The organism is Mycobacterium sp. URHB0021, from assembly GCF_054057895.1.
On the sequence record NZ_JBSRZT010000002.1, the window covers coordinates 4,023,826 to 4,047,840 of the forward strand.

17 protein-coding genes and 1 pseudogene are annotated in these 24,015 nt (G+C 63.0%); 14 read left to right on the forward strand and 4 right to left on the reverse strand.

Going from position 1 to position 24,015, the window contains the following annotated elements; all coding sequences use genetic code 11:
* The first annotated feature begins 128 nt into the window (after positions 1-128).
* The 8 genes and pseudogenes from ACVWWN_RS22015 to ACVWWN_RS22050 all read left to right on the forward strand — a co-directional run bounded on the left by ACVWWN_RS22015 (position 129) and on the right by ACVWWN_RS22050 (position 7,620).
* Complete coding sequence (locus ACVWWN_RS22015) at positions 129-974, forward strand: hypothetical protein (RefSeq protein ID WP_457145740.1); 846 nt, start codon at positions 129-131, stop codon at positions 972-974.
* Between the two features lie 229 nt (positions 975-1,203).
* Complete coding sequence (locus tag ACVWWN_RS22020) at positions 1,204-1,728, forward strand: AMP-binding protein (RefSeq protein WP_457145741.1); 525 nt, start codon at positions 1,204-1,206, stop codon at positions 1,726-1,728.
* A gap of 59 nt (positions 1,729-1,787) precedes the next feature.
* Positions 1,788-3,980 (forward strand): acyltransferase family protein, encoded by a 2,193-nt coding sequence (locus ACVWWN_RS22025; protein ID WP_457149227.1) that lies wholly within the window; start codon positions 1,788-1,790, stop codon positions 3,978-3,980.
* A gap of 160 nt (positions 3,981-4,140) precedes the next feature.
* The gene (locus ACVWWN_RS22030) at positions 4,141-4,746 is read left to right on the forward strand and encodes a class I SAM-dependent methyltransferase (RefSeq protein WP_457145742.1); all 606 of its coding nucleotides are present in this window, start codon (positions 4,141-4,143) and stop codon (positions 4,744-4,746) included.
* A gap of 40 nt (positions 4,747-4,786) precedes the next feature.
* Positions 4,787-5,048, forward strand: a pseudogene (locus ACVWWN_RS22035) (integrase core domain-containing protein); the annotation flags it as partial.
* Positions 5,049-5,112: 64 nt separating this feature from the next.
* The gene (locus ACVWWN_RS22040; protein ID WP_457145743.1) at positions 5,113-5,727 is read left to right on the forward strand and encodes a dihydrofolate reductase family protein; all 615 of its coding nucleotides are present in this window, start codon (positions 5,113-5,115) and stop codon (positions 5,725-5,727) included.
* 449 nt (positions 5,728-6,176) lie between these two features.
* Positions 6,177-7,091, forward strand: a complete 915-nt coding sequence (locus ACVWWN_RS22045) for an MBL fold metallo-hydrolase (RefSeq protein ID WP_457145744.1) — start codon at positions 6,177-6,179, stop codon at positions 7,089-7,091.
* Between the two features lie 121 nt (positions 7,092-7,212).
* Positions 7,213-7,620, forward strand: a complete 408-nt coding sequence (locus ACVWWN_RS22050; protein WP_457145745.1) for a hypothetical protein — start codon at positions 7,213-7,215, stop codon at positions 7,618-7,620.
* Here the strand turns inward: ACVWWN_RS22050 and car are convergent.
* Positions 7,606-11,136 carry a carboxylic acid reductase gene (gene car / locus ACVWWN_RS22055; RefSeq protein ID WP_457145746.1) on the reverse strand — a complete coding sequence of 1,177 codons (3,531 nt, stop codon included), beginning with the start codon at positions 11,134-11,136 and terminating at the stop codon, positions 7,606-7,608. The genes ACVWWN_RS22050 and car overlap by 15 nt on opposite strands.
* 570 nt (positions 11,137-11,706) lie before the next feature.
* Here car and ACVWWN_RS22060 point away from each other — a divergent pair.
* A complete protein-coding gene (locus tag ACVWWN_RS22060) occupies positions 11,707-12,129 on the forward strand; it encodes a MarR family winged helix-turn-helix transcriptional regulator (protein ID WP_457145747.1) in 423 nt (140 codons plus the stop codon).
* A 557-nt stretch (positions 12,130-12,686) separates the two neighbouring features.
* Complete coding sequence (locus tag ACVWWN_RS22065) at positions 12,687-13,754, forward strand: NAD(P)-dependent alcohol dehydrogenase (protein ID WP_457145748.1); 1,068 nt, start codon at positions 12,687-12,689, stop codon at positions 13,752-13,754.
* A gap of 48 nt (positions 13,755-13,802) precedes the next feature.
* On the opposite strand, the gene ACVWWN_RS22070 is transcribed toward ACVWWN_RS22065, so the two are convergent.
* The gene (locus ACVWWN_RS22070) at positions 13,803-14,705 is read right to left on the reverse strand and encodes a universal stress protein (protein ID WP_457145749.1); all 903 of its coding nucleotides are present in this window, start codon (positions 14,703-14,705) and stop codon (positions 13,803-13,805) included.
* A complete protein-coding gene (locus ACVWWN_RS22075) occupies positions 14,702-16,150 on the reverse strand; it encodes an amino acid permease (protein ID WP_457145750.1) in 1,449 nt (482 codons plus the stop codon). Before ACVWWN_RS22075 ends, ACVWWN_RS22070 begins: the two co-directional genes overlap by 4 nt.
* 396 nt (positions 16,151-16,546) lie before the next feature.
* Here ACVWWN_RS22075 and ACVWWN_RS22080 point away from each other — a divergent pair, with 396 nt between their 5' ends.
* The 4 genes from ACVWWN_RS22080 to ACVWWN_RS22095 all read left to right on the forward strand — a co-directional run bounded on the left by ACVWWN_RS22080 (position 16,547) and on the right by ACVWWN_RS22095 (position 21,293).
* The gene (locus tag ACVWWN_RS22080) at positions 16,547-17,233 is read left to right on the forward strand and encodes a sensor domain-containing protein (protein WP_457145751.1); all 687 of its coding nucleotides are present in this window, start codon (positions 16,547-16,549) and stop codon (positions 17,231-17,233) included.
* Between the two features lie 514 nt (positions 17,234-17,747).
* Positions 17,748-18,314 (forward strand): FKBP-type peptidyl-prolyl cis-trans isomerase, encoded by a 567-nt coding sequence (locus ACVWWN_RS22085; protein WP_457149228.1) that lies wholly within the window; start codon positions 17,748-17,750, stop codon positions 18,312-18,314.
* Positions 18,315-18,416: 102 nt separating this feature from the next.
* Positions 18,417-19,487, forward strand: a complete 1,071-nt coding sequence (locus ACVWWN_RS22090) for a threonine aldolase family protein (protein WP_457145752.1) — start codon at positions 18,417-18,419, stop codon at positions 19,485-19,487.
* A gap of 534 nt (positions 19,488-20,021) precedes the next feature.
* Positions 20,022-21,293 (forward strand): multidrug effflux MFS transporter, encoded by a 1,272-nt coding sequence (locus ACVWWN_RS22095; protein ID WP_457145753.1) that lies wholly within the window; start codon positions 20,022-20,024, stop codon positions 21,291-21,293.
* A 607-nt stretch (positions 21,294-21,900) separates the two neighbouring features.
* Here the strand turns inward: ACVWWN_RS22095 and ACVWWN_RS22100 are convergent.
* Positions 21,901-23,151, reverse strand: a complete 1,251-nt coding sequence (locus ACVWWN_RS22100) for a nucleotide disphospho-sugar-binding domain-containing protein (protein ID WP_457145754.1) — start codon at positions 23,149-23,151, stop codon at positions 21,901-21,903.
* Between the last annotated feature and the right edge of the window lie 864 nt (positions 23,152-24,015).

The following is a 24,015-nucleotide window of genomic DNA, read 5'->3' on the forward strand; positions in this document are numbered from 1 at the left end:
TCGAACTCCGCTAAACTTGTGTCGTCAATTTTCATCGCAGTATTCATGCTCGGCGACTCTTGGCTACATCAGAACCAATAAGTGATCGTCCTGTGCCGATGTGTTACGGCGGGTTGAGAGGCGGCTTCATGGCAGCGGAGTATGTCTCGGAGGCGGTGGATCAGGACGTGTTTCCAGAGGTCATCAGGCTCGGCGGCATCTCGCCCTCATCGCTTGCAGACCAACTTGACGAGCAAGGCGTAGTGCGGCTGCGGGATGTGTTTTCCAACGAATGGTTGGAGGCGATGCGCGAAACGGTGAACAATCGCATCGCCAGCCATGGCGACGGTGACCTCTACATCGCGCGGCCCGACTGCGAGATCGGATCTGCCGCGCACCAACTGATGTCCGACCCCGCGCTGCGCCGACTCTTCGACGACACCGCAAGGCTTCGACGCCCGAAGGCCGGCCTGGCTCAAAAGTTCCAGTGCAATATTCCCGTTCGCAACGGTATTGCGCCGAAAATGCGTTCGAACCTGTTCCATTACGACCCGAGCGTGCTCACCATGGTCGTACCAATCTTCACTCCGTGCGCTACCGTCGGCAATTGCGGCGAGTTGGTAGCGTTTGGAAACAAGCGCCCGTTCCGCCGCTCGGTCGCGACACACCTGGTTGAAACGGTCCTGACCCATAACGCGCTGTATCGCCGTCATTTCATCAAGAGGGTCGACAACGCCCCAGGCAAATACATCGTTGCGCTTCAGCCGGGTGATGCCTACGTATTTTGGGGCTATCGCCAGTTTCATGGCAACCTCGCATGCGAGCCCGGGATGCTTCGTGCGACCTTGGTCATCGGGTTCGGTGAGGTGCATTCAGGTTGGCTGATGAAGATGGCCTGGAGATTCAGTCGAAGCCGACGGCATATTGGGCGCCTCCGCAGTTCTGCGACGGCACCGGCCAATTCCACGGGCGCTGTTGCGGGACAAGTCGTATAACGATACGCACCATCGCTCGGGGAATTTCCCGCGACCGCAACCGGCGCCTCATCCACTCCTGACGAAAGGCCGCAAGCGGTGACCAACGTTGCCCGCGTCGAAATCCGACGGCGGCGCTTGTCTGAGGTGTGGCTTCGTCCGAGGACGCCGTCCCGCCAGCTGACCCTTATGGGGTTAATAGCGCAACGCCCAAGTGCCCGCATAACACTCTCACTTGAGGTGGTAGAGGATGCGTGAGGTTGCGCTAGAGCATCCGGTACATGTTTCGAACATTCATGTCGAACCGATCCGTACAACGGTACGTCCTCCTCGCAGAGGCGCATGCGGACCGGATCGTGTCTCAGCAACGGCGAGCCGTCAAGCATCGCTCTTCTGTGGGGAAGCAGGCAATCTCGCTGCTTATCTGGCAATCACTGGACTACTATCGCATGCACGATTGGGGATTTACTTGAATAACCGGGGGGAGATATTGGAGGCGTTGGACGCCGTCTTAGGTGCGGGCGCCGTCGTCATACCGATGAATCCGTCGGACAGCGCGCCGGAGAGGCAGTGCCAGCTCGCAGACCTTGGAGGGGACCGGGTTACAGCCGACAGTGACAGCCTCCCTCACGTCATTCCTGCTCTCCGTAAACGTCGGCTTCCGGTTCACGCGATGGACGGTGACGAGGTGGCCGCGGTGCGTGACATTTGCGTTGAGGCCCTGGATCTTGAGTGCGCTGCCAGCACCTCACCGGGCGCCGGTTCCGCGACGTGAGAGCCACCGGACCGCAAGAGGGCACTCAAGAATCCAAAATAGTTCGCCAGGCTCGCAAGATTCTGGCCGAACCCCGAACTCGGGATTCGGCAGCGAAAAAATTTCGCCCCGACATCGAAGGCCTGCGCGCCGTAGCGGTTTTGGCCGTTGTCCTGTTTCACGCTGATCTGCCCGGCTTGGGGGGCGGATATGTCGGCGTGGACGTCTTCTTCGTCATCTCGGGTTTTCTAATCACCGGCCTGCTGTGGCGCGAGGCCAGCGCTACTGGGACTGTCAGGATGCGTGGCTTCTATGGGGCGCGGGCCCGCCGACTGCTGCCGGCATCGGCCACGGTAGGCATCGTCACCATGGTCGCGTCGGCCCTAATGCTTCCCCCGTTGCAAGTCAAGTCGATCAGCATAGACGGCATCACCAGCGCTTTGTACGTCAGCAACTACCGATTCATTAGCTCAGGCGTCAATTACTTCGGTAAGGACAGCCTGCTGGTTCCGTCGCCATTCAAGCACTACTGGTCCTTGGGTGTGGAGGAGCAGTTCTACCTGGTGTGGCCGATTTTGATCATCGGCACGGCTTGGCTTATCCGGCGAGTGCGCCGACACAACACCAAGGCCGAGGCCACGTCGACAGTGCGGCCGTATCTCGTCATCCTTGCGCTGGTCGCCGTGGTGTCCTTCGCGCTGTCACTCGTGCTCACCTATCTGATACCACCCGTAGCGTTCTACTCGCTGCCCACCCGGGCCTGGCAGCTGGCCGCCGGCGGCTTGGTGGCTCTCACGGCCAACCAATGGGGTCGGTTACCGGCAAGACCTACCGCGCTGATCGGATGGACGGGGCTGGCTCTGATCCTGCTGGCCTGCACCTTCTTTGACGCAACCACGCCTTATCCGGGATACGCCGCGTTGGTGCCCGCGGTCGGCACGATGCTGGTGATCGGCGCCGGCTGCGCCGGACCGTCGCTGGGATGTGGCCGCGTCTTAGGATTGGCGCCGATGGGGTCCATCGGGAGAATGTCGTACTCGTGGTACCTGTGGCACTGGCCCGTAATTGTGCTCACGCCGGTATTGCTGGGTCACCCGGTGGGTCTGGCCACCAAGTTGGCAGCGGTCCTGGTCTCTGCCGGGCTGGCGGCGCTCAGCCTACGTTTCATCGAGAACCCGTTGCGATTCGCCCCTCGCATTCGCCGCTCTCACCGGGCAAGTTTAACGCTCGGCGGCGGCGTTACCGCAGTGACGGTCTGCGTGGGCGTAATTCTGCTGGTATGGGTACCCACCCCGGGCGGCCCCGGCCCCAGCCGCAGTCCTGCCGCTACGCCAATGAGAATCACCGCAGCGCCTGAGCCCCCGGGATCCAGCATGGCAGCGTATGACGCGGCCGTGCGCACCGTGTTCGCTCAGGTGCAGGCTGCGGTCGCTGCTTCGACAGACCTGAAAGCCGTCCCGTCGAACCTGCAGCCGGCACTGAGCGACCTGACGGCCCAACAACTTGCCATCTTGGCCAACGGTTGCCTGCGCATACTGCCGTTCGACGCCGAACAGCCCGAATGCGCGGTGGGCGACACCGCCTCAAAGACGAGGGTGGCCATGATCGGCGACTCACGTGCAGCGATGTTCAATCCGGCGTTCGAGCAGGTCGCCACCCAGCGACACTGGCGGCTGGAAATGATGGCCAAGGCGGGCTGCCCAATAGTGGACTTGCCGGTCAGCAGCCACTTCAACGGCTTGGCGGAACTGTTCCTACAATGCGCGCAATGGCGTTCCAACATCATGGACCGGTTACGGGCCGAGCGTCCCCAGCTGGTCGTGGTGGGATCGGCGCGCGCGTACGACGCCAACGGTGCCCATACGATGGTGCCCGGCCTAAAGATGTACGACCAGGCTTGGCTCGACGGTCTGACCCGCCTCGCGCAGCAGCTGAGCGACACCGGCGCGAAGGTCCTAGTACTCGGTCCGACCCCTGATCTCGCCATGCCACCGTCGGCCTGCCTGTCCGAGCACTCCAATGACCCGATGGCGTGTTCGGCGGTGCGGGGAGCAGAGCATCAAATCGGCATGGAAGCTGAGTCGACCGCCACCAAAGCCGGCGGTGGACAGTACGCCGACATCAGCGAACTGTTCTGCAGCAATACCCGTTGCCCGGTCATCATCGGCAACACCCTGGCTTACTTCGACGCAGGCCACATAACGCACGAGTACTCCCAGCTTCTAGCGCCGGCACTGGGAGCGCTGGCCGACCGCGCGCTCGCCCACGGTTGACAACTGCACGCCACGCCGGCGGCGGTGACCATCGAACTGAGCACCCCTGCTGTTAACGGATGGCACTGATCGCCGCGCACCTCGATCACCCTGAGGCATTTGTCAACCCGCCCCACCCTCACATATCCGCCCGCCGGCAGATCCTTGAGACAATGGTCGCGTGGTCGAACAGAGCATGTGGATGCAGAAGGTCACCGCTGACCCGGGACATTCGCACTGGTATGTCGAACGGTTCCGGGCGATGGCGCGCGCAGGTGACGACGTGGTCGGCGAGGCGCGTTTTGTCGATGCGATGGCCCCTCGCGGGGCCCACATCCTCGATGCCGGGTGCGGCCCCGGCCGCTTGGGCGGTCATCTGGCCGCGATCGGTCACGACGTGGTCGGTGTCGACGTCGACCCCGTGCTCATTGAGGCGGCTGAGCACGACCATCCCGGTCCGCTCTGGCTCGTCGGTGACCTCGCCGAGCTCGACCTGCCTGCACGCGGCATCACTGAACCGTTCGACGTGATCCTGTCTGCCGGAAATGTCATGACGTTTCTCGCGGCGAGCACCCGCGTTCAGGTGCTGCGCCGACTGCGTGCCCACCTCAGTGGCGACGGTCGAGCGGTCATCGGCTTCGGCGCCGGACGCGGCTACGAGTTCGCTGAGTTTCTCGACGATGCAGCAGAGGCCGAATTCTCGCCCGAGCTGCTGCTGTCCACCTGGAATTTGCGGCCGTTCACTGAAGACTCCGACTTTCTCGTCGCGGTCCTTCGGCCGGCATAGCGGTGTGATCGCCCGGGAAGACTTCTAAGCCCGGAACGACATCCCGCCCGGAAAGTCATGGCGCAACGGTTACGTCGAATCGTTCGACTCCCGTATCCGCGACGAATGCCCCGCTATCACTATCAACGCTTCTGGTGCCTGGCGCATGTCCGCGTTGTCGTCACCGACTGAAAGCACGACTACATCCACCTTCACCGCGGACACTCAGCGATCAACCGCCAGCCCGCTACGCTCCCACCTGTACCGCGCCGATGAACAACTCTCGTTCGCCGTGGGCCAGTTCACGGGTTCGGTCACGATGAGTTTTTCAAGCCACGTCAGTCTTCTTAGATGCAAACGACGTAATCACCGCGAGACGGGGGCTATGTGTCCAGAACCAATCTTTCGATGTCGATCTCTGCCGACGGCTATGTCGCCGGGCCCGGCCAGTGCGAGGAGCAGCCGCTCGGCGTCGGAGGCGGGGCGCTTCATCACTGGCACTTGGGCTCCGCCAAGAACCATCCTGTCAACCGGCAGGTGGTCTCCGACATGATGGATGGCATGGGAGCGACCATTATGGGCCGCAACATGTTCGGCCCAATTCGTGGCGAATGGGACGACTCGGACTGGAAGGGGTGGTGGGGTGACGCCCCGCCGTACCACTGCCCAGTATTTGTCCTGACTCATTACCCGCACCACCCGATCGAGATGGAGGGCGGGACTACCTTTCACTTTGTCACCGACGGGATCGAGTCCGCCTACGCCCAGGCTGAGGCGGCTTCCGGTGGGCGCGCCATCTCGATCGCAGGAGGAGCCTCGTGCGCACGGCAGGCGATCGCAGCAGGTCTCGTAGATGAGATCGATCTCCAGATCAACCCGGTGATACTGGGTTCGGGTGAGCGCCTGTTCGACGGTTTCGAGGCGGGTAAGCCCGCACTCGAGCTAGTCCGGGTGCTCGAAGCCCCGGGCGTCGCCCACCTACGCTACCGTGTCGTCCGATGACCCGGTCGTCGCGTCAGTAGTGGAACCGGTGCGTCAAGCCCCCGCCGCTCCCCCGAATCCACACCGGTACGCCGCCGGCCGCACTCAACGATGAACGCCTCTCATCCACCGCGGGCCAGTTGCCCGGGAACGACTGGCGCTCAATGAATTTCAGGGTCGCGAACCGTAACCTACGCCTTCCCCTGTATCACCAGGCGGCGGGTTCATCCCGACACCGACACTCATGAACGTGCAATCGGGGTCGACAGTCATCGGACGCAGTAGGAAACGCGACGTCGACTGGCACCCACACCATCAAGCTGAGTCGCAGAACGGAGTGAAAGCCACCGCTCGCTTCGCCGTTTTCGGCCGAGTGTCACAAAAGGCGCCACCGGTCGGTCATAACGGTAGACGGATCCGGACCGTCCACTTCGAGATGCCTTCGGGTAACGCCTCACAAGGAGAGAAACATGAGCTTGGACACCACCTCACACCTGGTGACGGGGGCGCACGACGAGTTGGTTCCGTCGCGTTACGCGCTGCGGGTCGGCGACATCGACGTGATGGTGATCAGCGACGGGGTGCTGCCGATACCCTCCGTCACGATGGCCACCAACGTCGCCTCCACCGACCTGGCGGCCTGGCTCAGTGACATGTTCTTGCCGCCGGACATGCTCGACTGGCCGTTGAACGTGGCCGTGGTGCGCAGCGGGGACCAGACCATACTCATCGACTCCGGGCTGGGTACGGAATTCCCGGACTTCCCGCGGGCCGGGCAATTAGCCATGAGACTCGACGCCGCCGGGATCGATCCCGCATCCGTGACCGATGTGGTGCTCACCCACCTGCACATGGACCACATCGGCGGCTTGCTCGTCGACGGGCTGCGGGGCCGGCTACGCCCGGACCTGCGAGTCCACCTGGCTGCCGCCGAGGCCGAGTTCTGGGTTGCGCCCGATTTCTCCCGCACCGTCATGCCGGCACCTGTGCCGGATGTGCTTCGATCGACCGCGACAAAGTTCCTGGAGGTGTACCGCAACCAGCTGCGGCCCTTCGAGTCGGAGTACGAGGTGGCGCCGGGAGTAATGATCTGCCGCACCGGCGGCCACACTCCCGGTCACAGCATCGTCCGCCTGGAGTCCCGCGGCCAGCGACTGACGTTCGCCGGTGACGCCGTGTTCCAGCCCGGGTTCGATAACCCCGAGTGGCACAACGGTTTCGAACACGACCCCGAAGAGTCAGCGCGGGTTCGGGTCCGACTTCTGCAGGAGCTGGCAGCGAGCGGAGAGCAACTGGTGGCCACTCACCTGCCGTTCCCGTCCATCTGCCACGTGGCGATCGCCGGCAACGCCTTCCGGTTTGTACCGGCCAATTGGGACTACTGAAGCTTGTTGATGTCCTCCAGCACCTTTGATGCGGGCACTGCTGGCGTTGGTAGGCGATCGGAATCTGCACTGGCCCTGCCCTCCCTCGTAAAACGAGCCGTTGCAGGAAGGTCCCGAAACCGTGGGCACTCAAGGGGCCAGTGACGTCGCACGGGGCCCGATTTCCGATGTGCCACTGTCGATGGCGGTGCGCGAGCAGCTCGAGGACGTGACGCTGCGTCAGGCACGGTTACACAGTGATCGAGCTGCTATGGGCCGCGCGCCGGGTTCCACCTCCACCACCGAACTCGTCAACACCAATGTCTGTGACTGCACGCTGTGGAGGCTCCTCGGGCAGGAGTCCATGGCCACATTGCACGCTACGTCGATGGCGCCGTTCAAGTGCCGTGCGGCACTCCCGAACCCGCGTATTGCCCAGGGCTATATCGACTGTCAAGGGCGCGTACAACATCCATGCGCAACCACCTATCTCGTCTACGCTCCCCGGCACTCCCTGATCGGCTCGCTGCGCAAGTCACAGCAGCCCTAGCAATTGCAGATCGGTGACGTATTTGACGATGATCGGCGGTGTGACGTGCGGAATGTCCTTGTCCGGTCCTACTTTCGCGTCCTGCACGGCGGATCGGAATCGTTCGGTGGGCGCCATCGCGCCGCAGCTCGTTTTCTGGGGTCGTTGGAAATTGTGCAACAGCGGCAGCAGCGAGCTTTGCCGTTGGCGTGCGGGAAGCGCGCGGATAGCCGTCTCGAACCGCTGTAACCAGAGGTCATAATCGCCTATGCGCTCTATCGGATAACCCGCCTCGTTGAGCCAGTCGACGAATTCGTCGAGACCGATACCGTCATCGTGGGGGTTCAGCACGTGGTAGGTCGCACACGCGTCCACCCGGGTACCGAGGGTCGAGACGGCCTCGGCGATGAACTCGACGGGCAGCCCGTCGTAGTGGCTGCGCTGCCGCCGGCCTTCGTGACCGAGTTCGTAGAAGGATCCGGGCGCGATGCCGGTGGCGACCACGCTGAGCATCAGCCGGGTGAACACGTCTGGGAGGTTGAGCTGTCCGGCATAGGTCGTGTCGGCCAGGATCATGTCACAGCGAAAGACCGCCACCGGCAGGCCGCATAAGTCGTGCGCCTCACGCAACAGGACCTCGCCGGCCCACTTGCTGTTCGAATAGCCGTTGGCGTAGCTGTCGTCGATGTTCCGTCTCGGGCTGATGACCCGGATGTCGGCGTCCTCGACGAACGCCGACGCTTCCACTTGATCCGCCACGCCGATGGTCGACACGTAGATGAACGGCTTGAGTTTCGTGGTGAGCGCGATGCGGAGTAGCTCGGCGGTGCCCAGCACATTCGGGCCGAACAGCTGGCTGTAGGGCAACACATGGTTGACCATTGCCGCGGGGTCGACGATCAGATCTACTGTGTCGGCCAGCCGTTGCCAGGTCTGCGGGTCCAGGCCGAGGTTCGGTTCGCCCTTGTCGCCGGCGATGACTTCCAGACGATGGGCGCCGCCCGATTGACGGTATTGGCGCAGCAATTCGGGATCGCCGCTGTCGAAGGTGTTGTCCAACCTTTCGCGGGCGGCGGCGTTGTCCTTGGCCCGGACCAGGCAGATCAGCTTCCCGCCGACCGGGTCCAGCCGTTTGAGCCACTCCAGGGCGAGGTATCGGCCGAGGAACCCCGTCCCCCCGGTCAGTAGGACGGTGCGCACCTCGGCACCCGGCCGCGTCACTTCATGGGCCGTGGCCAGCGTGTTGGCGTCGATGAACTTGTCAAGGGTGAGATCACCGGCGTACACCGCGGTGACGTCGCGGCCGTGCACGGTGGCAAAGGAGGGTCGATGCGTACCCGACGTCCGCTCAGCCTCGATGTAGTCGGCGATGGCCTGCAGGTTGGCGGCAGGGCTGACGATCACGCCCACCGGCACATCGATGTCGAAGATCTCGCGCAGCAGGTTGGCGAAGGTCAAGGCCGACAGGGAATCACCGCCCAGGTCGGTGAAGTGGGAGTCGGGTCTTAGATCAGTTGCCCGCGCGCTGAGCAGAGCGCCCGCGGCCCGGCTGACGGTTTCCAGCACCGGCCGGTCGGTGCCGACTTGACGCAGCGCCCGCAGTTCGTTGTTCTGGTTGTCGGCCAGCTCGGCGTAGACCTGTTCGAGCCGTGGTCCGTAGTGCTCCTTGAGCTTGGGGCGCGCCAACTTCCGAATTCCGGTCAGCAAGCCGTTTTCCAGCGAGAACGGCGTCGTCTCGACGAGGAAGTCCCGCGGGATTTCATAGGACTGCAACCCCGCTGCTTTGGCGGCATGCTGCAACGAGTCGTGAATGAGCGGCTTGAGCGAATGCACGTCATCGGCGCTTCGGGACAGCGCCTCCTCGGTCGGCACGACGACAGCCAGCAGGTACGAGCGTGCGCTGTTGCCGTAGAGGTAAATCTGGCGCACCAGCGGACTGGTCGTGTACACCGCCTCCACTTTGGAGACGGCGACGAACTCACCTTGGGAGAGCTTCAGCACGTTGTTGCGTCGGTCCAGGTACACCAGCTGGTCGGGCCCGATCTCGGCCATGACGTCGCCGGTGTGGTAGTAGCCGTCGTCATCGATGACCTCGGCTGTGACCTCCGGGCGTTTGTAATAGCCGGGAAAAAGGTCCTCCGACTTGACCAGTAGCTCGCCACGCGGATACGGCTGATCGGTGCCGAAGTAGCCGAGATCGGGCACGTCGGCCAACTTGTAGTCGATCACCGTTGGACGCCGCACCTGGCCGTCGACGCAGACCGGCCCGACCTCCGTCGAACCATAGACTTCCGCCAGGTGCAGATCGAGGATGGATTCGACGAAACCTCTGGTCTCGGTGGACATCGGCGCCGAGCCGGTCATCGCCGCCACAAACCGTCCGCCGAGCATTTTCTGGCGCTGCTCGGCCATGACCTCCGCCGCCAGCGCGGCACGGTCGGCGTCGTCGGACGACCGCCGGTCGACCTCGCTCTGGAACTCCTGGAACAAGATCTCCCAGATGCGTGGCACGAAATCCAACCGGGTCGGGCGCACCAAAGCGAGGTCCTCCAGCAGTGTGGACAAATCGCTCTTGGCGGCGAAGTAGGCAGTGCCGCCGGCACCGAGCGTCCCGTAAAGAACCCCCCGCCCCATGAGGTGGCTCATCGGCATGAGGTTGAGCGTGATCGACGGCGTGACGGCTGATCCACTCCATGTCTGGCTGAACTTCTGCCAATGGTTGGCGACAAGGCGCTCTGATTGCATCGCGCCCTTCGCAGCGCCCGTACTGCCGGAGGTGTAGACCACCAGGGTCAGAGGGTCTGCCTCCTCTGAGATGAACACCGGTGCGGCGGACAACGCGCTGCCGCGGTCGAGCACGTCGGTTAAGGTCTCCACGATCACCTCGACGCCGGATTGCGCCAGACGTGCCTTGGCTCCCTCGAATGCCTCGCGCGCGTCATCCACCTCGGGGTGGTAGTCAAACACCACCAGCCGCTTAGGCGTGTAAGTGGTCTGTACCAGCTCGACGGCATCGGCGAGCTCGTCGATACTCGACGCGATCACCGTCGGCTCGGTTTCTTCGACGATTGGTCGCAACTGGCTGATCGGCGCGCTGGTCTGAAGCGGAACGGACACCGCGCCCATCACTACCAACGCGAGGTCAACAGTGGTGAAATCGACGCTGGTGAAGCCCAGCACACATACGCGATCGCCAGGGCGGACCGCATGCACCACGTCGTTGGCCAGGGCGCTCGCGACCGCGCCGACGCGGCGCCAGAGTTCGCGGTAGCTCATGGTTGTGAACCGCGGCAGCGGCTCAGGTGAAGTGCGGCCGGTGTTCGGGTCGGTTATGAATCGCACGACGCGCTGCCCGAGCGCGGGACGGTCCGAGTAACCCTCCATGACGGTTTCCACGATCTGCGGTAGGCGCAGGTCGGGCTCGTTGATCGCCGTGGTGATCACCGCGCTGGGCCGGGCGTCGGCGAACTGCTGATCATTGGCATACAAATCGGACAAGCGGCGCGTGAGCCGCTCCTGACGAGCGTCATTCGACATAGTGAGCTCCGTTCCACGATTACATCGGGTTCCTATTTAATTCGTAGATGCCTGACAAGTGACCGCGCAAGTAGTTATGAGCCAACTCACCAATGGGCACTTCGGTATGCCGCGATGGTCCCCACCCGTGCTGTCCGCGAAGTGAGCGTAGGGCGCCCGATAATCCGGCCCTAGAAGGGTGGATGCGTAGGCTAACGCAGTGACTCTTCGGAGATGCCGGATTCTGATCCAGCGCAGTGCGTCGTGGAATTCCTTGAATATGTTGTCACAAGAGGGATCTCGTCGATTTACCACTGGTGCGGCCAGCAAGGTGCGCACAAAACTGGAGGGTGAGGGCACACGTTCTCACTGCGTCTCCGCGAAGGGGTTGCCGGGAATCCGCAGACACCGCGACGCCGCACGGTCATGCCCGGGCGCGCCACCGCGACCCATCCACACCATTGGCGGCCACATGCCGATCGCCACAGGTCCATCATAAGACGTCGACACGATCCACTATATCGGAGACCGATGTAATTGTGGTATAGATGAGTAGTGGGGTCAGACTGCGGAAATCACCGCGACTGCATCGTGCAGGCGCTCGAGCAAGCGGCGATCCTTATGACGCGGCAATTAACCAGCCGCGGAGCCCTGAGCCTGACCGCCGCCACGACCCTCAGCGCTCTCAGTGAAGGCTCAGTGCGGCTCACCGCGCTGGCTGCGGCCGCCGGAATCAGCCAGCCGTCGATGACCGAACTGGTTCATCGGCTACAGCGACAGGGGCTCGTGACCCGGATCAACGATCCTGAAGACGGGCGCGCGGCCCTGGTAGGCATTACGGCCGCCGGGCGCGCGCTCATGCGTGACCGACGCCTGGATCGCCGAGACAGGCTCGACGACTTGCTGACGGCGCTGTCTACCCAGGACGAAGTAACGCTGACCCTGGCGGCGCATGTATCGCTGCCTATTATCCGGCAGCTCATCGACAACGCCACGAATTCAGCACCGCGTTAGACAGCAAGATCACATGATGCGATGTGCAACCATCTGACGCTGCAAGTGCATGCAGAACTGTGCCTGCGGAATCGCCCACACCCCGGTTGCGCCGCCGGGAAGGATCGTCACGCGGAACTTGCACGTTGGCAGACACAAATTGTCACCGAATACGCCACGCCTACGACCAACGCGATGGCCATCGTGGCTTGAGACAGCTGTGTCACCGACATTGGTTAATGCAATACAGCAACGTATTTGGAGGCACTGGCGAACGTGTCGAGCGGTGGCCTGGACCAGCTCGACTGGCCTCAGTTCGCCGCCCCAAAGTGGCCCATCTTCAGCACCGAGTCTGACCTAACGTCGAAGCCATGTTGGTTGCAAACTGCATCCGAGCCTTGATGCTTGTATGTGTCAAAGACATCTCGCATCAGGCCGCGGCAGGGCGCGTAATTTTCTGCCGCTGATTGCTCGGCCTCGCCGGAATCGTCAGGGTACGCGGGCGACGAGAAGACCATCCGACGGCCGCAGCGGTCGTCGGATACCAACGGCTGCAACAAGAGAGGTTCTCTATTTTCATGAGCAGTACGGTTTCTGCCTTTGCCGCCACTTCGGCGACCGAGCCGCTGTCGAAGATCACCATTGAGCGCCGTGACGTCGGCCCGTACGACGTCGCGTTCGACATCAAGTTCGCCGGCATCTGCCACTCCGACATCCACATCGTCAGGAGTGAGTGGGGTCCGGCCAGCTACCCCGTGGTGCCCGGCCACGAAATCGCAGGAGTGGTAACCGAAGTAGGCTCCGAGGTCACCAAATACAAGGTCGGTGACCGGGTTGGCGTTGGCTGCTGTGTCGACTCCTGCCGGGAATGCAACAGCTGCAAGTCGGGTCTGGAGCAGTACTGCACCGGCATGGTCCTCACCTACAACGCAGTAGGCCGCGACGGGGCTCTTACGTTTGGTGGTTACAGCTCGGCGATCGTGGTCGACGAGAACTACGTGCTGCGTATCCCGGACAACATCCCGTTGGAGTTGGCCGCGCCGCTGCTGTGCGCCGGCATCACCATGTACTCGCCACTGCGGCACTGGGACGCGGGGCCGGGCAAGCGGGTGGCGATCGTCGGCCTCGGCGGCCTCGGCCACATAGGCGTCAAACTCGCCGCCGCGATGGGTGCCGAAGTCACCGTCCTCTCGCACTCGCTGCGGAAGATGGACGACGGGTTGCGGTTTGGCGCTAGCCACTATTACGCCACTAGCGACCTCGACACGTTCGACACGCTCGCGGGTACGTTCGACCTCATCGTGAACACCGTGTCGGCCGATCTCGACATCGCCGCCTTCCTGAAGCTCCTCGCCGTTGACGCCACGCTGGTCGAGATCGGCCTGCCCCAAGACCCAATGCCGCTGCCGGTGTTCGCGCTGGCCGCGATGCGGCGCAATCTGTCCGCGTCTTTCTTCGGCGGTATCGCCGAAACTCAGGAAATGCTCGACTTCTGCGGCGCGCATGACATCCACCCAGACATCGAGCTGATCGGCGCGGATTACATCAACGACGCCTACGAACGGGTAGTCAAAAGCGATGTCCGGTATCGCTTCGTCATCGACATGGCGAGTCTGCAACTCCTTGGGGCACAGGACCGCCCGTAATTACCGCCCCGGGCGGCCAGGCATGCCAATCGGTTTCGGATCGGACGCTCATTGTTCAGAGAGCTCCCTCGCTGCGGTGCGCGGCACCCCCAGAACAGGAATGGGCGAATGCCGGAGGATCTTGCTGGCCCGCGATCCGAGAAACACTCGCGCCATCGGTCCCGACTCACTCGATCCGACCACGAGCACATCACCGGGTAACCATTCAACGTCTTCGAAGGCCTCCTTCCAGTCCTCGCCGTGTCCAATGACGACTGCGGGCTCGGATTGCTCCGTTCCAGGCTTACCCTCAGCCTCCAGAGCTTCCCGGGCCGCGGCGCGAATAGTGCTCGTCCATTCGGCAGTCACCGCCTCACTCTCGGCTCGGAAGCGAGCCGTTTCCGGTGGGGACAGCTGCACGGCAAATGACACGAGCCGCAACCGCGCACCGAACCTACTTGCCAAAGCCTCGGCGGCTCTCAGTAGGACACCGCTTTGCTTATCGCCTGTGAACGCCAATGTCACGCGGTCGACCTTGCCCCCCTTGAGCCGAAAGCCGCGCGGGGCAACCGCAACTGGGATCGGCGAACTGTGCAGCAGTCGGTCGGCGACGGTGCTCAACGTGATGTAGCCGAATTGTCCGGCATCGGAGGATCCCACCGCGATGATGCCGGCGTCGCACTCGTCGGCCGCCTGCATCAGGCCGCTGGGAGCCGACCGGGCATCAACCGTGATGAACTTCGCGGGCACATCCGGGGGGAGGTCATCACGGGCTTGGGTCAGGGCGGCGGAGGCGGATTCATTGATGTAGCTTCGGTAGCCCTCGTCCGCCCGGGACAGGCCGGCCATCAAGGGTGCGGGTATGACCACACCGACGACGAGTTCCTCCCCGCTCGAGCGGGCGAGCATCGCGGCCATGCTGAGCACCGCTTTGGCCCGTCGATTGATGGGATACCCGACCAGGATCGTCATGGCTGGCCGTCCTCCGCCGTCAGGCCGACGTGTTCGTGCCTACCGAGATGAGAGTGCTTGCGGGCGTAGACGAGATACCAGACGAATGCGAGAGCAACCCAGATCACGAAAACATAAATTGTGACGATCCGCAGGCTCGAGATGATCCACAGTGATCCGAGAATCGCCAGGATCGGAAGCACCGGATACAGCGGAACCTTGAAGCTACGGGGCAGTTCGGGGTTTCGCTGCCGCAACACGATCACACCGATGGCCACGGTGATGAACGCCACGAGCGTGCCGATACTGGTCATCTCGGCGAGGAAGTTGATCGGTATCAGACCGGCCAGCAGCGAAATCACCACCGCCACGATGATGGTGTTCGGAATCGGTGTCAGGGTCCGCGGATTCACTCGATGGAAGATCTCGGGGATCATGCCGTCACGCGACATTGCAAACAGGATTCGCGTCTGGCCATACACCGACACCAGCGTCACGCTGAAGATCGAGATGATCGCACCGGCAGCCAGCACGGTGCCGGGCCATGTCGAACCGACCACGTTCTCCAGGATCTGTGCCAGCCCGGCCTCCTGGTTCTCGAAGCCCTCGACAGGCTGGGCCGCGACCGCGATCAGGGCGGTCAACACGTACAGCAACGTGACCGTCACCAGGGCGATCATGATCGCCAGCGGGAGGTTTCGACGCGGATTTATCGCTTCCTCCGCCGCCGAGGCGACGCCGTCCAAACCCACGAAGGTGAAGAAGATGACGCCTGCGGCGGCCGTAACGCCGGCGAAGCCAAACGGAGCGAAGGGCTGCAGATTGTTCGAATCCCAGCCCCCGACGCCGATGACGACGAACATGATGAGCACTGCGATCTTGATCGCCACCATGATGGCGTTGGTCTTCGCTGACTCGCTGACCCCGCGAATCAGGAGCGTGGCGCACATGACCACGAGAACCACCGCGGGCAGGTTGAATACACCGCCCTGTTCCGGTGCGTTGGACAACGCCTCTGGCATCTGGAAGCCGAACAGGTTGTTCAGGAATTGGTTCAGGTACTCCGACCACCCCACGGCGACGGCCGCACCCGCTACGCCCCACTCGAGCAGCAGGCATGCTCCGACTGCGAGCGCGGTCAGCTCACCAAGTGTGGCGTAGGCGTACGAATACGATGAACCGGCCACCGGGACGGCCCCGGCCAATTCCGCGTAGCAGACTGCGGTCAGGCCGGCCACGACTCCGGCGATCACAAACGACCAGATCACGGCGGGTCCCGCCATCGGAACCGCTTGGCTGAGTATGAAGAAGATCCCCGTGCCGATAGTGCCGCCGATACCGATCGCCGAGAGACTCCAGAGCCCGACCGTGCGCTTGAGCTCACTGCGTCCGCTGTCGGCGCCCGTTTCGGCCGCCATCTCCTGCACCGGCTTACTTCGCAATACTTGGTCTCGGAACGAAGTCATGCGCTCTCCTTAGCCTCGGCGTGCGTCCTTGCCGCGTGACGATCTAAAGGTGCCGACACCGTTTGCGTTGCCGCCAGATGCCTTCGCGGTCAGGCTACGGCCGTACATATCGAGGATTGGGTGTTTCGGAAAAGCTGAACGCACTTGTTATTGGTGCAGGCGGCGGCAATCAAGCCGATTGAGATACGGCGTCTCCCTTTCAGCGGGCGCCAGGCCGCTCTGAGTCGTGCTCCAACCATCAATCGTTATCAAGAACAACGGTGATTGTTATCAGGAAACACCGTTGACCTCGCATGGGCGTCGGCGGCATTGCTGGACCATGTCTTCACGTGCTGCGCGATGGCGATATCTCGCCACGGTGTGGTTGCGCACGGCTGGTGTAGGGAGGAGGAACGGATGCGCCAACCAACGGCCGCAATTGCTATTGCAGTCATCAGTGTTCTCGTCTCTGGGTGCGCCGTCACAAGGGGCCATGCCGAGTCGACAACGCCGACCCGCTCGATGATTCCGCGCCCTCTTGTCGAGCGTGAGTTGGCCGTCTTACTGCTTGATCCGGAACAGGTGAATGTCGTGATGGCAACGACCGGAATGACGGTCACCAATACCCAGACGACAATGTCTGACAACAGCCCCACCATGGCTCCGGAGGAGTGCCTCGCCATCGATGGCGCAGCTGAGGCGCCGGTTTACTCGGAGAGCGGCTTCTGGGCCGAGCGCGATCAGAGCCTCAACAACGGCGATAATTTCACGCACTATCTCAAACAGGCAGTGGTGCTGTTTCCGACTATCGAAAAAGCCGCCGCCTTCTTCGATGCCTCTGTCCAGCAGTGGTCCACCTGCCGCCAGTACACGCACACGCAGAGCGAGTCGCAGTGGCTGGTGGGGCAGCTCTCCAACACGCACGGCACGTTGAGTACCACCGCGACTCAACAGAATGCCGCTGCCCCCGGCTGGGGCTGCGGGCGCGCGCTGGCGCTCAGAAATAATGTCATCGTCGATATCAACACGTGCAGCGCCGATCCCGCCGACTCGGCGTTGAAGATTGCCGACCAGATCGGCGCCAACGTAACTGCGCGGTGGTAGTCGGGCCTGCGAGTCGGGACTCCCCCTCCATCGCGCCTGACGCCGATGAGAATCGAGAACCGCACCATGTTTCGGTGCCTGCGCGTGCTGCGTTGTGAGCATGTTTGGTCGAGTCAGCTTGATGCATGCAGACTTCCGCACCGGTGGGTCCGTTGCGCTTGGCTCTGCGTGCGGGCCGGCCGCTGACCGCGTAGCCGATTCAACCTCGGCGACCAGACGACGAGCCAATCTCCGGTCAGGCCGCCCCCGCCGTTTACCCCCGGTTGCCCGTTGGTCCGTTTCCTTCACCCCCACTGCTTGGCTGCGGAAAACGAGGAACAACCGATTAGTTCTTCGGTTTACGCTACCGCCCAGCGTTTTTGGGTTCGGTTCTTGACGGTGGTGTCGCGCCTGATGGATTCACGGCGACATCGCAGGGTTAGCGATAAGGACTGCGCATTGTGGCTGTAGCGTGACGACCGTGAACTTCTCTCCTACCGTCGCGCTCGCGACCTGCGCCGCAGCGTCGCTCGTCATGGCACTCGCCGCGTGTGGCTCCGATGCGGATACTTCATCGGCGAACACGCCGTCCGTCGCCGACGCGGTAGCCTCCTCAGCCACCGAGACGGCAACCGCGGCCAGCACGTGCCCGACGGCAGCACCGGAGAGCAGTGGCGCACCGGAGTGGACGCTGCCCGGGACCACTGGCAGTGTCGGGATCACGGGGTCCACGGATACGACGGCGCCACGCGTCAACGTGGACGCACCATTCAGCGTGACCCAGACCCAAGTGCACACGCTGCAGATCGGTGACGGGCCCACCGTCGCGCCGACGGCGACGGTTTCAGTGTGCTACATGGGTGTCAATGGGCGTGACGGGTCGGTGTTCGACAGCAGCTATGAGCGGGGTACCCCGGCCGAATTCCCGCTCGACGGAGTCGTGCCCGGCTTCCAGAAGGCCATCGCTGGACAGAACGTCGGATCCACCGTCGCCGTGGCAATGAACCCGAGCGACGGTTACCCCGATGGCCAGCCCAGCGCTGGAATTCAGCGGGGCGACACGCTCATCTTCGCGATCAAGATCCTCCGCCTCGCTAGTTGAGCTGCGCGGTAAGACCCTTTGGAAGATTCCGGCGCGGCTTACCCGCAGCCACTTCAGCCGGCTTTGCCGACGCCTCAAAACTGAACTGGAAAGGTATGGCGCATGGTCGAGGTTCTTCACGACACCGGATACCGCGGCTTCGCGAGCGACAACTACGCCGGCGTGCACACAGCGGTGCTTGGGGCGTTGGCGACGGCGAACGGCGGCCACCAAGCCGCCTACGGTGAGGATGCGTATACGCAACGACTTGCGCAGCTCATCAAGGCCGAGTTCGGTGATGCCGCCGAGGTTTTCCCGATGTTCAACGGCACGGGCGCGAACGTGGTGGCGCTCACGGCCGTATTACCACGCTGGGGCGCCGTCGTCGCTGCGGCCACCGCTCACATTCACAGCGACGAGGGTGGTGCGCCCGAGCGGGTGAGCGGCCTCAAGCTGTACACGGTGCCCAGCCCCGACGGCAAGATCACGCCCGAGCTGATCGCAACGGAGGCGTGGGGCTGGGGCGACGAGCACCGTGCCCAGCCGCTGGCGGTCAGCATTGCCCAGACGACCGAACTCGGCACCCTCTACCTGCCGGCCGAGGTGCGCGCGATCGCAGACTATGCGCACGAGCACGGTATGGCCCTGCACATGGACGGCGCCCGCATCTGGAACGCGGCCGCTGCCCTGGGCATGCCGTTCCGCGATTTCACGACGGACGCCGGCGTCGACATCCTCAGCTTCGGCGGCACCAAAAACGGACTTGTCGGCGCGGAAGCCGTCATCATCCTCAACCCATCCCGTGTCGAGGGAATGCTGTACCTACGCAAGCTGACCATGCAGCTCGCGAGCAAGATGCGCTTCATGAGCGCTCAGCTCCTGGCTCTCTTCGACGACGGACTTGGCGCGCGTTTGGCCTCGCATGCGAACGATATGGCGTCACGGTTGCGTTCAGCGCTCGAGGACGGCATCGACGCCGGCGAGATTCGTGGTCTCGCCTTCTGCCAGCAGACGCAAGCGAACGCCGTATTCGCCGTACTGCCAAATGACGCCGCCGACCGCATTCGTACGCGCGTGCGCTTCTATGACTGGGACCGTGCGGGCGGGGTGGTGCGCTGGATGTGTTCCTGGGACACCACGAAGAGCGATGTCGACGACTTCGTCACCGCGATCCGTGAAGAGCTCGGCCGGTAGCTCCGCGTTCGTCTTCCCTTCGGCAGACCGCGAGGTGTGTGGAGCACGGAGTCCCTCGCCTTGATGTCGCCGACACGTGTGAACGGCGTCGACGTCCCTTCGCAATGTCTTTGCTCATTAGAGTGCCAGCTGTGTGCGAATCGGCCGTAACGGCGCCTAAACCTGGCTGTGAGCTTCGATCGCGGGGGTAAACGGGTTAACGGAGTGCGGATTCGCATCCATCGCATTTTGACGTTAATCTTGATAACATGAAAGCCATACCCCTCGTTATCGGAGACCCCCGTGCGCCGTCATCGCGGCCCGAGTCCTGTTCCTGAACGGCATCCGAGCTGTCCGCCCGGCGCTGCGAGGCGGTGAAGTCCACCCACCACGCAGTGATCGGACGAATGCTCGCGCATCGGTCCACAACTGGTAGCGGCGGCGACTGAAGCCGGTCCACGGGCGACATTTCACTCGAAGCCATTGGAACGTAATGAACGGATCGAGAGGTGGGATTCAGTCACAGACCCGTGCAGATCTGCAGAGAAAGGCGCCATGAGCGGGAAAACGCTGACCGGGGCGACCACCTCGCCGTCATCACCGTCCAAGATGCTCATCGCCGTACTCGTGCTACTCAATGCTGTAGCTCCGTTCTCGATCGACATGTACCTGGCAGCGTTCCCGCAGCTGGAACTGGACTTCAGTGCCTCAGCGTCGATGATTCAGTTGACGCTGACGACCTTTCTGGTCGGTATGGCAAGCGGGCAGTTGCTCATCGGCAACCTTTCCGACCGCTACGGCCGTCGACGCCCGCTGATCATGGGATCCGCCCTGTGCCTGGTGACCAGCATGATGTGCATCGTGTCGATGTCGATCGAAGTGCTGATATGGCTGCGCTTTGTCCAAGGCTTCGCGGGCGCAGCCGGCATCGTCATCGCCCGGGCCATGATCACCGATCGCACGCGGGGCGCCGCCTCCGCGCGGCTCTTCGGGATGATGATCGGGATCGGAGTCCTTGTGCCGGTCGCCGCGCCGATGCTCGGCGGCATCATCGTCGCCACCTTCGGGTGGCGTGCTGTGTTCGCGGTGTTGGCCGTGATGAACCTGTCGATGCTCATCGGCGTGGTCCTCTTCGCCGACGAATCGCTGCCCGAAGGTCGTCGGCGTCCCGGCGGCCTGAAATCACTCGCCGCGAGTACACGCGCTGTGCTCGCCAACAGGCACTACATCGGGTATGCCTTGACCATTGCATTTACGACGAGCGCGATGTTCGGTTACATCTCGGCGTCCCCATTCGTCTTGCAAAGCATCATCGGCTTGTCGCCCGCAGGTTATTCGGCAGTTATCGGTGCGTGTTCACTCGCGGTTGCCGCCGGCAGCGCTATCGCAACGCGCATCGTCAATACAGTCTCACCGCGTATGTCAGTGCTCGGCGGACTCATCGTGATGTTGATCATCAGCCTGCTGTTGCTGCTCACAGTCACCGTTGGCCACGTTCTCGCCTGGGCGACTATCGCACTGATGGCGTGTTTCATGGCGGGCGTGGGCTTCAACTACGCCAGTACCACCACGCTGGCGATGTCCGAGGTTCGGCAGGCGGCGGGGACCGGTTCGGCATTACTCGGGTTCCTGCAGTACGGCGCCGGAGCGGTCACGCCGCCGCTGGTCGGCGTTGCGGGCCACAGCAGCGCCGTCCCAATGGGCATTGTGATGTCGGGCGCCACCCTGGCCGCGCTGGCTGCCTTGTTGCTCCTTGCCCGGGGGCCGAGTCCCTGCCACGGGCATCGCGATGAGACGCTGTCACTCGCTGGTGCCGAACACACGTGATACCGAAACTGGAGTCGATCGGGTCGAGACGCATGTTGCCGATCCACCGCGACACCCTTCGTGGCACAAGGGTTGAACCGACGTGACGGAGCGTCGCCTGCCCGGGAGCAGGCGCGCTCGGGCTCTCGCTTCGCACCAGGTGCCGGCGATCAACTTTGCCGTAGCCGGGGGTATCTGCGGCATAGGTGCTCGATATCCGAGGTGAAAAAGTAAGCCCCGATCGCGGTGAACTCCGACAGCGCGTTGTTCATGGACGGCTTCTTGATCAGGCCGGCCCGGGAGTCGCAACAGTTCCTCCGCCACTGTCTCTTTCACGATCGGCAACGGCATAACGGGGGCGTCGGCCGGTGCAATCGTCGTCAAAGCCAGGATTCGTGCCAGCTCCTCGTGGCTTGTCTCGAGCTCTTGCGAGAGCCGTCTCGGCGGAGAGGTAGGTGTTGTGGGCCATCTGCGAGCGTCCTGGCAACGCGGGGTGATCAATGCGCTGGTGGCTGCGTCGATCGGCTCAGTGGCTTTGCGCACCGTCACTGGAGGGGCAATGGCCACTACTCCAACTATTTCGGGATAATCCGCTCGATCCTGAGTGTTGGTGGTTTCTTGTGGGTGGTTACCGTTGATTGGTGGGTGCGCACTCTTGGCTGAGTAGGCGTTGTTCGATGAGGTCGGCTCCGTGCGCGGTTCCGCCGGTGGCGGCGTATCCGGCGGCGACGCGGCGGGCGCCGTTGGCCATCGTCATCGCTTGGCGAACCTTGTCGCGTAGTCGGGTCGTGGTGAGTTTCTTGGGTGATAGCCAAGTTCCACATCCGGCGACCTCGACGCGACGGGCGACTTCGAACTGGTCGCGTCCGTGGGGCACCACGCATACCGGAACGCCTCGCATCAACGCCTTTTGGGTGGTGCCCATTCCACCGTGGGTGATGGCGCACACCGCGCGATCGAGCACCAACCCGTGCGGAGCGAACTGGCATACGGTCGCGTTGCCCGGCACCTTGAACCACGGCGGGACGCCGGCCGGGAATGTCACCACGACGTGGACCGGTTCACTGGCCAGCGCGTCGATTGCCGTTCGTGCCAGGTCAGTATCGCCCTGGAATTCTGAAGAGGTCGAGACCAGTACGATGGGCCGGTCGATCGCCGCGAGCCATTGCGGTGTTTCCTGTGGTGTGGGGTCGAACGCGCATGCTCCGATCAGCTGAATTGAGTCGTCCCAGTCCGGATGTGGGTATTCGAACGGTTGCGCGGTGGCCACCAGCTTCAGCGGCGCCCGGCGCCCGTAATCGTCGGCCGATGTGATCAGCGGCACGCCAACTCGTGCGCGAATGCGGTTGAGTGGACCCACCATGCCCTTATCGAAGTCCGACAGCATCGGTCGAAGCAGCGCGTCACGGATGCGGCCCACCACGCCGGGCCAGGGCCGCAGCCCAGGACCCCACGGTGGTACTCCACGCGATCGCAGATAAGGAAGGAAGGGCCAAAACGACACCCACGGCAGCCCGCTGGCTTCGGCTTCCGCGGCCGCGCCCCAGCAATTCGCATCGACGATCACCACGTCGGGGCCAACTTCGGCGATTGCCTCAGCTAGGTCGGTCACCTCATACTCGGCATGCCTCGCGAATGCGCTCAACGCCTGTTGCAGGGCGACTTTGGGATTCGGGGCATGCGCGTCATCCAAGGGTATCGCCTCGATGCGCGGATCGACGGCCGCCGTCGCGAAGCCTAACGAGCGACCGGTTTCCACACCGGCGGCCAGAGTTCTCAACGCGATATCGTGCCCCCGGTCGCGCAGTTCGGTCAACAGCGCACTGAACGGGAACAGATGACCCATCGCCGGTGTCGCGTACGCCAGAATCTTCGCCACTAGGGACCTTTCATACTCAAACAGTCGAGGAGCTCGGATAGTGCGGAACCGGAGGTGTCGGCCAATTTCCCAGGTGACGGCATTGTGACCCACTTGGGGTGCCGAGCCGGACAATGCTCCTCGGCGACAAGGCTGCACCACTTACCTCAGTCGTGACTTTGATGTGGTCGAGATTAACTCTAAAAGCTGACTCTGGCGAGTCCCGTGCCCCGCGCGCGAAGGTATCCCGGCCTTCGACGCGTGCTTCTCGCGGTCGTAATCTTCCATTCGGGACACCGCGCGCAGACGCTGGCGCCCAGAAATTCCTTATGACCCAGTGACCCAACGCATTTCGGGGCACATAGCATCGTGGGCGCGCGGCAAGACGCGTCGATTTACCGCGGACCGCATATTGGTCTGCGGCATCGCCATCGCCACCAGCGACACCTTCAGCGCGGGGTTCACCCCGATGTTTAGTGATGAGAAACACGGTGACGGTAAAGAGCGGAGGGCGGTTTGCCCACTGCCTACTACATCACCCAGATGCCAACGTCCTCGATCATTCCCACCAAGTTCCTGTGAGGCCGCGGTGCGTGCAGCCGCGGAGACGCGAGCCACGACCAGTGACATTGATCTGCTAGTGGCGGTTACATCGCATGACGCGGTCGTAGTCGATGAACGGCTTTGTTCTGAAGCATGATTGGCTTGGCCTATTGAGCTCGAGGCTCGCTGAAGCAGGGCCGGTCGGCCAGAGGTACCAGATCTGCCGAGCACGGGTCATGGGCTTGCGACCCGACGGGCACCTATCCCGCAGCGCGTCCACCCCTCAGCGAAGAAGCGGCCGCCGAGCGGGCGGCCTGAGTCCCAAAAGGGCCGCGGTGGTTC